The following is a 13,910-nucleotide window of genomic DNA, read 5'->3' as shown; positions in this document are numbered from 1 at the left end:
TTAAAACGCGGTGTCGAGGGCCCCTAGCGCTGCGTCGGCGTCCGTAATGCCTGCCTGAGCCATGTCGGGGCGCCCTCCGCCCTTGCCGCCGCCCGCCGCCGCCAGCTTGCCAATCAGCTGCCCGGCGTGGGCGCCGCGCGTGACGGCGTCTTTGGTCGCCTTCACGACCAGACCCTTGTCTCCCGCCACCACCACGAGGTCGGCGCCGCTCTGGTCCAGCAGCTTGTCGGCGGCGCCGCGCAGTTCGTTGCCTTCAATGCCCGCCAGCTTCAGCGCCGCAACCTGAAAGCCGCCCAGCTCGCGGGTCTGGGCTGCGCTGCCCCCACCGCCCATCTGGGCCTCGGCCAGCTGGCGCCGCAGGGCCGCCATGTCCTTCTCAGCGGCCTTCAGCTGGGTTTGCAGGCCTGTGACGCGGCCTTCCAGCCCATCGGCGCTGGTATTCAGCAGCCCCGCGACCTTCGCGGCGCTGTTCAGGCGCTCACGCAGCCAGGTGGTGGCGGCCTCGCCAGCCAGGGCCTCGATGCGGCGCACCCCACCCGCCACGTTCTCGTCGCTCAGCAGCACAAACGCGCCGATATCGCCCGTCCGGCGCACATGGGCGCCGCCGCACAGCTCCTTGCTGCTGACCGGCTGGCCGCCGTAGTTCACGTCGCCGTCCACGCTGACCACGCGCACAGTCTCGCCGTACTTCTCACCGAAGAGGGCGGTGGCACCGGCGGCTTTGGCCTGGGCAATGGGCATCTCCTGCCAGGTCACCGTGAAGTTGGCGCTGATCCAGCGGCTGACGAGCAATTCCACGGCAGCAACCTCCTCAGCGGTCAGGGCCGCCCCATGCGAGAAATCAAACCGCAGACGGTCGGCGGCCACCAGCGAGCCTTTTTGCGCCACGCCGCTGCCCAGCACGGCCCGCAGCGCAGCGTGCAGCAGGTGTGTGGCGGTGTGGTGGCGCTGAATGGCCTGCCGCTCTCCGGACACGGCGCCGCGCACGGTGACGCCTTCGCGCAGCTCACCCTCTTCTACCAGCACATCATGCAGGAAGACGCCCTGGGGCGTTTTACGGGTGTCGCGCACCAACCCGGCGCCACCGGCCCATTCCAGGCGGCCCGTGTCGCCCACCTCACCGCCGCCCTCGGCGTAGAAGGGCGTGCGCGACAGCACGACGGTGGCCTCGCTGCCCGCGCTCAGATGCTCCAGGCGCTCGCCCGCACCGACCAGGGCCATCACTTCCCCTTCGGCTTGCAGGTCGTCGTAGCCCACGAACTGGGTGGGCGAGAGGCCATCCAGGGCTTCCTGATTGGCCCCAAACAACTCTGATTTACCGTATTTGCTGCCCGCGCGGGCAATGTTCTGGGCATTTTCCAGGCTCTCGGCGTAACTGGCTTCGTCCACCGTGATGCCGTATTCCTCGGCAATTTCTTTGGTCAGGTCCACGGGAAAGCCGTAGGTGTCATAGAGCAGGAAGGCGTCCTCGCCAGACAGCGTGGCGCCCTTCTGCATGCCCGACAGCAGGCCGCCCAGCCGCTGAATCCCGCCCTCCAGCGTCTTGAGGAAGCGTTCTTCCTCAGCGCGGATGGTGGCCTCAATTTTGGCCTGGTTGTCCTTGAGTTCCGGGTAGGCGCCGCCCATCTTGTCCACAACCAGGGGCACCAGTTTGTAGAGGCTGGGTTCACGCAGCCCCAGCAGGTAGGCATGACGGGAGGCGCGGCGCAGAATCTTGCGCACCACATACCCGCGCCCAGTGTTGCTGGGCACAGAGCCGTCGGCAATCACCATGCTGACCGAACGGATGTGCTCGGCCACCACGCGGTGAGACACGTTCTGCGGCCCTTCATAGGGCTGGCCGCTGAGTTCCACGACTTTGGCCACCATCGGCGCAAAGACGTCGTTGCTATAGAAGTCGTACACGTCCTGCACGACGGTCGCAATACGCTCCAGGCCCATGCCAGTATCAATGTTCTTAAACGGCAGGTCTTTCAGGACGGGCGTACCGTCGGGCAGCGGTTCCTGGCGGTCGTACTGAGGAAAGACGCAGTTCCAGATTTCCAGAAAGCGGGCGCTCTCGCGGGTCTCAGCATAGTCAGCCCAGCTGTCCTCGCCGTATTTATGGCCACGGTCATAGAAGATTTCACTGCACGGCCCGCAGGGACCGTTGGGCCCTTCCTTGGGCGCGTCCGCTGGCCAGAAATTCTCGTCCGCGTCAAACCGCAGAATCCGTTCAGGCGGCAGCCCAATCTCCTGCGTCCAGATGGCGAAGGCTTCCTCGTCATCCTGGTAGATGGTGGCGTGCAGTTTCTCAGGGTCCAGGCCCATCCACTCGGGGCTAGTCAGAAACTCCCAGGCCCAGGTCAGGGCCTCGCGTTTGAAGTAGTCCCCAAAGCTGAAGTTGCCCAGCATCTCCAGCAGCGAGCAGTGGCGCAGGGTCCGCCCCACGTTCTCGATGTCACCAATGCGCAGACATTTCTGCGCCGTGGTCACGCGCTTGCTGGCCACGCCGTCAAAGACAGCCGGTGCGCCCATGAACTGCTCTTTGAAGGGCTGCATGCCGGCCACTGTGAATAGGGTGGTGGGGTCGGGGGCAATGGTGGAGTAGCTGGGCAGGCGCAGGTGCCCCTTACTCTCGAAAAACTGGAGGTACTTTTCCCGAATCTGGGCGGTGGAGAGGGAAGAGGGCATGGGGGAGAGTATAGCTGCCTGCTGAGAAACTTCTCTCCCCAAAGTAAAGTTATTTTGGAAGCACAGTAAATGAAACAGGATATATACGTCTCTCTGGTCTGCCATCGCTGCCTTTGATGACGTGTGTTATCACCTCTCCATCATCTAATTTGAAGTCAATTGCAATACTAACCTTATATTTATCTGATAAATCATAGTATTTTATAAAATTTGCTTTCTTATTAGGAAGATACTTCAAGTCGTTGAAGGCTGACATATCGTTTTGTTTAATAGATAAGTTATTAAGAAGATGTCTGATTATCTCCCTCTCATTTGATGAGAGCTTCGCATCATATTCCCAGAAGGTATACCTGAATCCTACAATCTTAGAGTCATTTTGATATATTTCAAGATTTTTGAGCTCTCTGGATGAAACTCCATCTGATAGAAGGAATGGACTGACTAGGTAATTTATGCCATTCAACCGATCATAATATGGCTGCCCTGGTGAATGGGTACATTTGAGATATTTACACTGAGGTATTTTAGAGAGCATAGAATTTGTAGACTCCGCCTGAGACTGACCAGACAGAAGAAGTATAAGAGGTAAAAAGTATAGGGATGTTCTATTTAACATATTGCGCTCCCATACTGACCAAAATCTTATAAGGATCCTCAAAGTTTTCAAGAACTGATTTTAGATTGCCTCCTCCCCAAAAATCTCGTAACTCTTCCACACTTCTCTTGCCTGTTCCCTTATTTGGTTTGAGGAGCTCTAAGTGCAAGTGTGGCAACCACATATTCGTCTTTAAGACGCCGCCAGATTTACCGCTTCCGCCTAGTTTTCCTATTGGTGATCCAGCTCTAACGGTTTTGCCAGGTTCTATGTCTATGCTCTCCAAATGACCGTATCGACTGTACAGTCCCAGTTGGGGATGGTAGATGGCTATTTGGCGTCCTAAGCCGCCGACACCGGCAAACTCCACCCGACCATCTGCTATAGCGTAGATCGTCATTCCGCGATCATCACTTCCAGAACCCCAATTGAAATCCCAACCTGTGTGAAACCCTACTCCACCAGCATAATCGTTTGTTCGGCTGTCGGCAGAAAACTCAGCTGTGGGGATCATCCTATCTCCCACTTTATAGTTTTTATTGCGCATACCTGATAGCCTTTTGGCTAACGTTGTTGTGGCTAAAGAGCTATCATTGTAATCGAATTTCTTCATTGGCCAGAATATCGTTTTGGCAAATTGACCCGAATCTTCATCGGGGGTACTCTCATCAACTGATGTTTGCGTTTGAGAGATGCGGCCATAGGGGCCTCTGGCCATAATGGCCTTAGCCTTATCTTGACCGCCATACATCGCACTTAAAACATTCAAAATCGACTGCGGGTAAGCGTGATCACCACCTGTGGCCTGTGGAATGCTGGTAGGAGCATACCTCTCCATGTATGCTCGAAAAGATTTATTTAGAGAATCGGAAGTGTAGTAATCTTGATATTCTTTGTGATGCTGATTTGCTATAGGAACTAGAATTCTGGATATAATGCTCTCGGCTGGATTAGCATAGCTTCTGAGTCCTTCTGTTATGCCCCCAGGCTTCATGATGCCGAACAGATTATTTTTATCATGTGCCGCATTGGATGTTCCGGCCCCGGTTTCTACGTACCACTGGGCAGCAACAAGTTCTGGAAATGGGTCCCCTAATTCTTTAGCTATAGCAACAACCTTAAAGAACATTTTTTTGCGCTCTTCAAACGGCACGTCTGCGGCGGACTGCGCTCCGGGGAAAGTATAGGCATTCTCGCCAAAGTCGAGCCCTTTGGCGTGCTTCCTAAGATAAGCCTTGACCTTCTCGACTTCCTCTTGAGTAAGTTGCACCCCTGTTATGGCAACGGGTCGCCCAAGGACCTCTTGGATCACCTTTTCAATAGAAACGCCTTGTGCATTACTCTGCTGTGTAGAGGGGGTGGAAGATGAAAGCTGCTGCCCAGTGCTAGCCAGCCCTGCTGGCATCACCACGAACCCCATCGCCATGCTCTCGACATGAAATTTGCCGCTTTCAGTCTCATTGGTGAAACTGGTGGTGATTCTGCGGCCGTCGGGACTGAAGCGGCCCTCAAAAACAGCGTTGTTCTCTGTGCCTTTCACGGCAAATGTGTTGTCCTCGCGCAGGATGCCTTCAACGTGCCAGCCGCTGCCCTGGCCGGGCTTGGCCATGTAGCGTCCATGCAAGTGTCCTGTTTCGTCCCGAACCAAGCGGAGCTGAAACTGCACGCCCTTGCCTTTGCCCAGAAAAGTTCGTTCCCACTTTTTGGGCGCTTTTTTCAGAGCGGCGGGTTTTGCAGGCGCTTGTGGTTTTGGGGCAGATGCGCCGCTGTCGGCGCTGAGGGCGGGTTCGCGTGTCAACATACTGACCTCCGGTTCATTCAAGCTAACGCAGAGGAAAGAAGTCGCATGCCGCACATGAGCAGGGGCCGCCGGACACGCGGCGGCCCCTCTAGGCTCAGTCCAGGTCTACCGCCCACCAGGCTTCCCGCTGCGCGGCCAGGCGGGCGCGGGGATCGCCAATTGTGTCCAGAGCGCGGGCCAGGCCCTGCCAGTCCGGCTCGCTCATGGGGTCAATGGCCAGGGCGCGCTGGTGAAATTGCGCGGCGTCCCGGTCACGGCCAGCCAGGGTGGCGGCGCGGGCCGCAACGCCCAGCAGGCTCAGCTGCTTTTGCTCCAGGCGGGCGCGCACATCGTCGGCCCAGGGACTGTCGGTGCCAGGCAGAAACTGACCGTACTGGGACACCAGTTCGCGCAGTTCCTCCAGCCCCAGACTGCCCTGTTCGGCCTGGGCGGCCAGGAGCTCAAAGCGCTGCACATCGTACTCGGGGTTGAGTTCGGCGTTCAGGGCGTAGCGGCGGTTGGCACTGACTACGGCTTCATTGCTCAGGCTGCGGCGCAGGCGGTGCAGGGTCGTGTGAAAGAGGCTGCTGGCACGGGCCTCGTCCTTTTCGGGCCACAGGGCCTCGGCGGCTTCCCAGCTGGTCACTTCCTTGTGTTCCAGCAGATAGAAGAAGAGTTCCAGCGCCTTGCGGCTGACCCACGACACGGCGCCACCCTTCCAGACCACCTGCGCGGTGCCCAGGCCCTTGGCCTGCATCCCACTTTCACCTTGCAGGGTCAGGCCGGCGCGCCTCAGGCGGGCGTCAATGGCGGTGGTCAGGTCCTGTGGGGTAAAAGGTTTAGGTAGGTAGTCGTCGGCACCCAGGTTCATGCCCCGGCGCACGTCGCCGCGCTCGGCGTGGCTGGACAGCAGCATGAAGGGAATGGCCGAGAGCTGCTCATGGGCCCTCACCTTTTCCAGGAATTCCAGGCCGGTCATATACGGCATCACCACGTCGCTAATCACGAGGTCGGGGGTAAAGACTTTCAGGAGGTCGAGGGCCTCGACGGGGTGGGTGCTGGTACGCACCTCGTGCCCGGCGCGGGACAAAATCACGCTGACAAGCTTGAGGATGGCGGCGTCGTCATCCACCACGAGGATGCGGGGCATGGCGTGAGTCTATTACGAAATGACGGCAGGTCGGGAGCGCCCACCACCTTGGCCGATGCCTTAGCCTGCCGGGCATGACTCTGCCTTCGCCCCTGACTGTTCTGCACGCCCGCACCTTGACCCTGGATGACCCGTGCCCCGAAGCCGGGGCAGTGCTGGTGGGCGGCGGCCGGGTCCTGGCAGTGGGCACGCGCGAGGAGGTGCGCGCCCTGGCCCCACAGGCCCAGGTGCGGGATCACCGTGATCTGCTGCTGACCCCAGGGCTGGCCGAGGCGCACATTCATCTGGTGTCCTACGGCTTCTCGCTGGAACAGCTCAATCTGCACGGCGCGCGCAGCGTGGCCGAGGTCCAGGCCCGGCTCGCGCAGCGCACCCTGACCACGCCGCCGGGCACCTGGATTCGGGGCGGCGGCTTTCTGCTCTCGGAACTGGGGCTGAGTGAGTACCCGTCGGCGGCCCTGCTGGACGAGGTCAGCCCCTACCATCCGGTGCTGCTGTATTCACGCGACCTCCACCTGTCGTGGGCCAATTCGGCGGCGCTGCGGGCGGCCGGGATTCATGGCGGCACGCCGGACCCGGAGGACGGCCGGATTGTGCAGCCCCTGGGTTGCCTGCTCGAACACGCCTCGGGACTGGTAGAGGCGGCGATTCCGGCGCCCACAGAAGCGCAGTATCTGGCGGCGGCGCGGGCCGGTGCGGCCGACCTGGCGGCGCGCGGCTACGTCAGCGCGCACACGATGGCCTTTGAGCCGCCCGAGGCTCCCCGCGCCCTGCAAGCGCTGGCCGACGCCGGCGACCTCCCGCTGCGCGTCTGGGCCTGCCTGCCGCACGGGCGCCTGGGCCTGGCCAGAGACCTGGGGCTGCGGCGCACGCCGGGCGGGCTGTTTCAGTGGGGCGGGGTCAAGTTTTTTGCCGACGGCGCGCTGGGCAGCCGCACGGCCTGGCTTCACGCTCCAGGTTATGCGGACGGCTCGGGCACAGGCATCCCGCTGGATTCCCCAGACCTCATCCGGGAGGTGGGGCGCGAGGCGCTGGAGCTGGGGCTGACCCCGGTGACCCACGCGATTGGGGACCGGGCCAACACCGAGGTGCTGGACGCCTACGACCACCTGCGGCCCCTGGCCGAGCAGCGGGGCGTCCGGCTGCGGGTCGAACATGCCCAGCACCTGCGTCCAGCGGACGTGCCGCGCTTTCATGGCCTGACGGCCAGCGTGCAGCCTATTCACCTTCAGGCTGACGGGCCCATGATTCGTGACCTGCTGCCGCAGCTGCAGGGCCTCAGTTACGCCTTCAAATCCCTCCAGGCGGCGGGCGCGGTGCTGGCTTTTGGCAGTGACGCCCCGGTGGCCCCGCCCGACTACCGCGCCAACTTTGCGGCGGCCATCAGCCGCGTGGACGACGCGGGCGAGCGCCTGACCCCCGCCGAGGCCCTGACCGAAATGGACGTGCTGCGCGCCCACACGCGCGGCCCTGCCCTGGCGGCGGGCTGGGCAGATGAAGGCGTCATCCGCCCCGGCGCCCGCGCCGCATTTACGCTCTGGGACCGTCTGGGTGGCCACGCGCAGGCGCTGGTCCTGTAGACGGTAAGAGTGGTCCTGGAAAACTGCTTCAGCGGCCTGGGAGAATACTGGGAAAAAAATGTGTTTCGGCTGTGGCCCACTTTCTCGGCGCTGGAGTCGGTGATGGGCTAGCAGAGCGGTGAAGGATCGCTAGGAGGGTCCATCGGCACTTCTCTGAGCTGTAGGTGTCTTGGCTGGCAGGCCGCATGGCTTGATGGCGGTGTAAGTTTCGCCTCAAGTTCATTGGACCTCTTGCCGCTGGTTGTCCTATTCACAGACGTTCGAGAGGGCCAATTTGGCCCAAACCGACGCCCTTTTCGGATGAAAAGCCGAAGGGTGATGGAGAGCAGCAAAGTCCATCACCCTCCGGCTTTCAACCCTTTATTCCTCTTCGGGCAATTCCGCGTTGGAGTAGACGTTCTGCACGTCGTCCAGGTCTTCTAGAGCGTCAATCAGGATAAGGAGCTTGCGGGCGTCGTCGCCGTTCACAGCCACCGTGTTGCTAGGCAGCATGGCGACCTGGGCGTTGTCCACCGTAAAGCCGGCGGCCACCAAAGCGTCCTGCACGGCATACAGGTCATTGGGGCCAGTGCTGACCTCCAGGCCATCCTCGGTTTCCTGGATGTCCTCGGCGCCGTGTTCAATGGCACTTTCCTGGGCGGCCTCGCTGGCGTCGGTCAGCAGAAGCACGCCTTTTTTCTCGAATTGCCAGGCCACGCTGCCGCTGGTGCCCAGGCTGCCCCCGCGCTTGCTGAAGACGGCGCGGATATCGGCCACGGTGCGGTTTACATTGTCCGTCAGCGTCTCAATGAAGATGGCGGTGCCGCCGGGGCCGTAGCCCTCGTAGGTCACGTCCTTGTAATCGGCCGCGCCCTCGCCTGCGCCCACGGCGCGCTTGATGGCGTTGTCAATGTTGTCCACCGGCACCGTGGCGCTTTTGGCCGCTGCGATGGCGTTTTTCAGGCTTAAGTTGCCGGCGGGGTCGCCTGTGCCGCCTGAGCGGACGGCCGCCTGAATGGCGCGGATGTGCTTGGAGTACATCGCGCTGCGCTTGCTGTCGTTGGCGCCTTTCTTGCGCTTAATCTGAGACCATTTGCTGTGACCGGCCATGCTGCAAACACTCCTTGCGTGAAAACTGCGCCCGCTCGGCTTCAGGGTCGGGGGCGCGTGCAAGGGGCAGTTTAGCGTAGAAGTGCCTAGCCGTCCTCGTCGGTGGGTTCCTGGGCGGGGTGCGGCGGCACAAAGCGCGCGTGGTCCTGGGTGGGGGACAGGTTGGCCCGCTCCTCGGGGCGCGGTCCAGTGTCCAGTCCGCTAATCAGCACCTCGCCGCGCCCGCCCGGCGTGGCAGCTGGTCCCGGTCCTTCCGCTCCCTCTGGTTGTGTCATACGTCAGAGTACGCTTTCTAGGCCCGCTGCCGGTGTGAGCTGTGAGGCGCAGGCTTTACATCCAGCCTCCTCGCCTGTCACAGCCTGCCTCTCTTTCATAGAAGGTGGGGTTTTTCTGGGTCTGGAACGAGTCCAGCCATTCCATAGGCATCATCTTGAAACTGCTGCTCAATCTACGAAGCATCTCTCCACGTCTGCCCCTGACCGCAACGCAGCTAACGGCAGAAGCCAGAGCAGCCAACAGTCGTCACCCTCAACCGTTCTGACGCCGGTGAGTGCAGCAACAGGAGTGGAATTGAGGGGCGGCCTTGACCCCAGGGTGGGACTGGCCGCCCCTGTGAGGTCCACCTTGGGGCCAGAGCCTCTTTGCTTCCGCGCCGGGCGTCTTTCAATGGTTCCTCAGCTGGGCTTACACCCGCACAATACTGCGGTCGCCCATCACCACTTGCAGGCCCGATTCGCTGGGGGCTGTCACCAGCGCGTGACGGCCAATCAGGACCCGGCTGAGCGGACGGCTGGGGTGCAGCACGCGGGCAAATTCATCGATCAGGGCGCCGTGGAGCCGCGCCGTGTCCACGCGGGCATGCGCGCCCACACTGACGAACGGGCCCAGGGTGGCGCCGCGCACCAGGGCGTGCGGGCCTATCCAGACGGGGCCCGTAATCACGCTGTCCTCGACCACAGCGCCGGCTTCAATCACCACGTTGCCGGTCAGGACGCTCCGCTCGGCGCGGCCGTCCAGGCGCGGGCGCTGCTGGCTCAGAAAGTGCGTATTGGCCGCCAGCAGATCGTCGGGCGTGCCGGCGTCCGACCAGAAACCGCCCAGTTCCACAGCGCGCACGGTGCCGCCCGCCGCCATCAGGCGGGTCAGGGCCTGGGGAAACTCGATTTCTCCCCGGTCACTGGGCGGCAATTCGGCCACATGCTCCAGCAGCTCGGGCCGGAAGGCAAACACCCCGCAGGCCGCCAGGTTACTTTCTGGTGTCCGGGGCTTTTCAACCAGGCGCAAGAGGCGCCCGCCTTTGACCACGGCTACGCCGTAGGCCTGCGGATTGGGCACTTCCTTGACCCCCAGGACGGCGTCGGCGTCGCGCAGGGTCGTGATGAGGGGCGTCAGGTTGTCCTGAAAGAGATTGTCCCCCAGATAGAGCAGGGTCGGCTGATGCTCTAAAAAGGCGTGTGCGGCCAGAACGGCGTGCCCGGTGCCCAGCGCCTCACTCTGGCGAATGAAGGTCAGGTGCCCGCTGTTGGCGGTGGCGTCGCGCAGGTCGGTCTCGCTGCTGGGGCTGGTGACGATGCCGATGTCGTCCACCCCGGCGTCCCGCAGCGCCTGGACGGCGCGGGCAATGATGGGGGTGCCCGCCACCGGAACGGCATGCTTGGCGCGGGTGGCGCTGATGGGAAGAAGACGACTGCCGCGCCCAGCGGCGAGAATAAGCCCTTTCATGACATCACGCTGGAGTATACGGGCCGGGCGGTGAGAACCATTGCAAAGCGTCCCTGTGCGGCGCTCAGCGGCGCAGCGCGTCGTCCAGCGCGTCGGCAAAGGCGTCCTCGTCGTCCAGCCAGGGGTAATGGCCAGCGTCCAGCACGGTCACGTCGCCGCCGGTTAAGTCGCTGACCCAGGCCACCTGCTCGGGATAGCTCGTGCGGTCGTGCGCGCCAGCAATCACGAAGACCGGGCGGCGAATCTCTTGCAAAAAGGGTGGGTATTCAAACTCCCAGAGGCCCTGCGCCACCAGGGCGTCCCCGACCTCGCCGCCGCCCATCAGCTGGCTCTCGGCGTCCGCAAATTCCAGGTGCATGCGGCTGGCGCTGTCCTTGAATTGCAGGGCATTCAGCAGGTCGCGCGCGTTCAGCAGTGCAAAGGCCGCCTCCACCCGCGCGCCGCCCACCGCCGGGTGAAAGCCCTCGGGGGTCTGGGCGCGCGCCTTCTCGGCCGGGTCATCCAGGGGGACGCCCTGGCGGGCACTGGCTTCGGCCAGCAGGGTCAGGGCCAGTTCTGGAAACTGCACCCAGGGGTTGACCACCACGGCCCGCTCGGTCCGGGTGGGGTAGCGCCGCGCGTATTCCAGCGCAATCAGGGCGCCAAAGCCGTGGCCCAGCGGCACCAGCCGCTCGGCGCCCAGGTGGTCGCGCAGGGCTTCAAGGTCGCCCACCAGCGTGTCCAGCGTCAGGGTCTCGTCACCCTGCTCCGTGTCGGCCAGCGGGCCGCTGCGCCCACAGCCCCGCTGGTCCAGAAACACAGCGGGGCCGCGCAGGCGCTCGCCAAACAGCGCCTGAAACGAGTAGCTGTTGTAGCCAGGGCCGCCGTGCAGAAAAACTACCGTGGGGTCGGGCCCGGTAGGATCGCCCACCACCTCGAAGTACAGGTCGGCGCCGTTCAGGTGCTCCAGGTAGCTTTCGGCCCACCCGTCAGAGCCGGCGCTCTGGGGGGTGTCGTCGTGAGAACCGGTCATGCGCGCCATTGTAGGCGGCCAGGCTGCGCGGGGCTGGGTCACTGCTCCGAAGCGGACCGCAGGGCCGGCCAGAGTGCCCCTCTGATTAGAGGTCATAGGCGGTGGGGGAGGGTCGAGGTGTGGGCTTTGCCCCCGGAGGCTCTGCGGGCCTGGTGCGCTAGCCTGCCGGGTATGGAAGGCGAGCCGCTGGGCATCACGTTTGTGCTGGAGGGCCTGGACGATCTGGGCTTTACGCGGGTGCTGCGCGACCTGCTGCACGACCCTGCCTTTGCCCGGCCCCTGCAGGTGCAGGCCCAGGAACCCCGCGCGGGCGTGCCCGGCCGCCTGACCCTGGTGTTTGACCCCAGCGAGCGGGAGCGGGGCCTGAACGCCATGCAGCGCCTGAAAACGGTGCTTCTGCGCTACGGCGTGCAGGTGGACAGCGTGTCGGTGCCCCAGCCCTAGCGGCCCCGCTCCTTTTCAGCTGTTAAGAGTCTATAAACCGCGTCTGCGTCCCACTGGGGGCGCGCGGCGCCTACCATGTCCCGGAAACAGGTGTCGCCACGCATCTTCGCTGCGCCCGCCCCGGCCGTTGGCTGTGGTCTGGCCTCAGCCCCCTTACCGGCCCCGATACCCCAGGAGACAAGACAGCAGCTATGGAGCAACGCATCCTTCTTATTGAAGACAATCCAGATATCACCCGCGTCGTGCAGTACGAGCTGGAGCAAGCCGGCTACCGGGTGCTGGCCGCCCCTGATGGCGTGACTGGTCTCACCAGCGCCCGTGAGAGCAGCCCCGACCTCGTGATTCTGGACCTGGGCCTCCCCGACTTTGACGGCGCCGAGATTGCCCGGCGCCTGCGCAAGACCAGCAGTGTGCCGATCATCATCCTGACTGCCATGGACGCCGTGGACCGCAAGGTCAATCTGCTGGAAGCCGGCGCCGACGACTACATGACCAAGCCCTTTCACCCCGAGGAACTGGTGGCCCGCGTCAAGGTGCAGCTGCGTCACCAGCAGCACGGCGAGGTGATTTCGATTGGCCCGCTGGAAATCCACCCGCAAAAGCGTCTGTGCCACTACAACGGCCATGAGGTGCGCCTCTCGCCCAAGGAATTTGACCTCCTGACGTTCCTGGCCCGCCAGCCAGGGCGCGTGTATTCCCGCCAGGAAATCGAGCGCGAGGTCTGGAACGGCGAACTGCCCAGCAATTCCAACGTGGTGGACGTGCATATGGCCAACATGCGCGCCAAGCTGCGTGACCTAGACGGCTACGGCATCATTCGGACGGTGCGCGGCATCGGCTACGCCCTGAAGACGCCCTGAAAGTAGAACCGCAGGGCCAGGGGGGCGCTCCGGGTTGGCGTTGGGGCGCCTCACGGCTGTGACGGCACCCAACCTCACCTTGACGGGTATCCCCGGTTTTCAGGTGGGCCACTGGACCGAGGCCCAGGCCCGCACCGGCTGCACCGTCCTGCTGTGCCCGCCTGGCGGGGCTGTGGCTTCGGCGTCTTTTTTAGGCCCCAGCCCCGGCACCCGCGAGGGCATCCTGTTGGCCCCCGAAAAAAAGGTGGAGCGCATTCACGCCCTGCTGCTGACTGGAGGTAGTGCTTATGGCCTGGCGGCGGCAGCCGGCGTGGTGCATGTCCTGGAGGAACGCGGCGTCGGCCACGAAACCCCCTGGGCGCGGGTGCCGATTGTGCCCGCCGCTGTGATCTACGACCTGGGGGTGGGCCGCGCCGATGTGCGCCCCGGCGAGCGGGAAGGTGAACTGGCCGCGCGAGCCGCCCACAGCGGGCCGGTGGAGCGTGGCCTGGTGGGGGCCGGGACCGGGGCCACCGCCGGCAAGTATCTGGGCACTGGGGCGGTGCCGGGCGGCCTGGGGAGCGTGTTGCTGGCGCGGCATGGTGTGCGGGTGGGTGCCCTGGCGGTCGTGAATCCCATCGGCGACGTGCTGGATGAACAGGGCCGGGTGCTGGCTGGCCCTGGGGTGGGGCCGGGCGCCGTGGCCTTTACTCCTGGCGAGGTCGAGAGCACCACCCTGGTGGCGGTTGTCACCGAACACGCCCTGACCAAAGCCGACTGCCGCCGCCTGGCCGACGCCGCGCAGGCGGCCCTGGCGCGCGTGATTCATCCCAGCCATACGTTCTGGGATGGGGACAGCGCCTTCATGATGAGCAGCTGCGCCTTGCCTTCGGCTGACCCTCTGTTGCTGGGCGCCCTGGTGCAGGAGGCGGTGTGTGCGGCGGTGCGCGACGCCGTGCGGATGTCGGGGCAGGCACAGCTTGAGGGCCGAGGAGCGCCTTAAGCAAGAAGTCGGATGATGCGGGT

Annotated in this window: 12 protein-coding genes; 4 read left to right on the top strand and 8 right to left on the bottom strand. The window is 63.4% G+C overall.

Going from position 1 to position 13,910, the window contains the following annotated elements; all coding sequences use genetic code 11:
- The 4 genes from alaS to GO986_RS00580 all read right to left on the bottom strand — a co-directional run bounded on the left by alaS (position 1) and on the right by GO986_RS00580 (position 6,198).
- A complete protein-coding gene (gene alaS, locus GO986_RS00595) occupies positions 1-2,673 on the bottom strand; it encodes an alanine--tRNA ligase (RefSeq protein ID WP_157457294.1) in 2,673 nt (890 codons plus the stop codon).
- A 49-nt stretch (positions 2,674-2,722) separates the two neighbouring features.
- Positions 2,723-3,136, bottom strand: a complete 414-nt coding sequence (locus GO986_RS00590; RefSeq protein WP_157457293.1) for a hypothetical protein — start codon at positions 3,134-3,136, stop codon at positions 2,723-2,725.
- Between the two features lie 142 nt (positions 3,137-3,278).
- Positions 3,279-5,069: a peptidoglycan DD-metalloendopeptidase family protein gene (locus GO986_RS00585; RefSeq protein WP_157457292.1), complete on the bottom strand. Its 1,791-nt coding sequence runs from the start codon at positions 5,067-5,069 to the stop codon at positions 3,279-3,281.
- A gap of 94 nt (positions 5,070-5,163) precedes the next feature.
- The gene (locus GO986_RS00580) at positions 5,164-6,198 is read right to left on the bottom strand and encodes an AfsR/SARP family transcriptional regulator (protein ID WP_157457291.1); all 1,035 of its coding nucleotides are present in this window, start codon (positions 6,196-6,198) and stop codon (positions 5,164-5,166) included.
- 74 nt (positions 6,199-6,272) lie between these two features.
- Here GO986_RS00580 and GO986_RS00575 point away from each other — a divergent pair, with 74 nt between their 5' ends.
- Positions 6,273-7,778 carry an amidohydrolase gene (locus tag GO986_RS00575; protein ID WP_157457290.1) on the top strand — a complete coding sequence of 502 codons (1,506 nt, stop codon included), beginning with the start codon at positions 6,273-6,275 and terminating at the stop codon, positions 7,776-7,778.
- A 360-nt stretch (positions 7,779-8,138) separates the two neighbouring features.
- Here the strand turns inward: GO986_RS00575 and GO986_RS00570 are convergent, their stop codons facing one another.
- The 4 genes from GO986_RS00570 to GO986_RS00555 form a co-directional block, all read right to left on the bottom strand.
- Positions 8,139-8,867 carry a YebC/PmpR family DNA-binding transcriptional regulator gene (locus tag GO986_RS00570; protein WP_157457289.1) on the bottom strand — a complete coding sequence of 243 codons (729 nt, stop codon included), beginning with the start codon at positions 8,865-8,867 and terminating at the stop codon, positions 8,139-8,141.
- 86 nt (positions 8,868-8,953) lie between these two features.
- Complete coding sequence (locus GO986_RS00565) at positions 8,954-9,142, bottom strand: hypothetical protein (protein ID WP_157457288.1); 189 nt, start codon at positions 9,140-9,142, stop codon at positions 8,954-8,956.
- Between the two features lie 409 nt (positions 9,143-9,551).
- Positions 9,552-10,589: a sugar phosphate nucleotidyltransferase gene (locus GO986_RS00560; RefSeq protein ID WP_157457287.1), complete on the bottom strand. Its 1,038-nt coding sequence runs from the start codon at positions 10,587-10,589 to the stop codon at positions 9,552-9,554.
- 64 nt (positions 10,590-10,653) lie between these two features.
- Positions 10,654-11,601 (bottom strand): alpha/beta fold hydrolase, encoded by a 948-nt coding sequence (locus GO986_RS00555; protein WP_157457286.1) that lies wholly within the window; start codon positions 11,599-11,601, stop codon positions 10,654-10,656.
- Between the two features lie 171 nt (positions 11,602-11,772).
- Between GO986_RS00555 and GO986_RS00550 the strand changes: the two genes are divergently transcribed.
- From GO986_RS00550 to GO986_RS00540, 3 genes are all read left to right on the top strand, one after another.
- A complete protein-coding gene (locus tag GO986_RS00550) occupies positions 11,773-12,045 on the top strand; it encodes a hypothetical protein (protein WP_157457285.1) in 273 nt (90 codons plus the stop codon).
- A gap of 191 nt (positions 12,046-12,236) precedes the next feature.
- Positions 12,237-12,905 (top strand): response regulator transcription factor, encoded by a 669-nt coding sequence (locus GO986_RS00545; RefSeq protein ID WP_157457284.1) that lies wholly within the window; start codon positions 12,237-12,239, stop codon positions 12,903-12,905.
- Between the two features lie 58 nt (positions 12,906-12,963).
- Entirely contained in the window at positions 12,964-13,887 is a 924-nt protein-coding gene (locus GO986_RS00540; protein ID WP_369409049.1) for a P1 family peptidase, read from the top strand.
- Positions 13,888-13,910: the final 23 nt, after the last annotated feature.

This window comes from Deinococcus arboris (assembly GCF_009755355.1).
In the GTDB taxonomy this organism is placed as follows: domain Bacteria; phylum Deinococcota; class Deinococci; order Deinococcales; family Deinococcaceae; genus Deinococcus; species Deinococcus betulae.
This window is presented reverse-complemented; position numbering and strand designations above follow the sequence as displayed.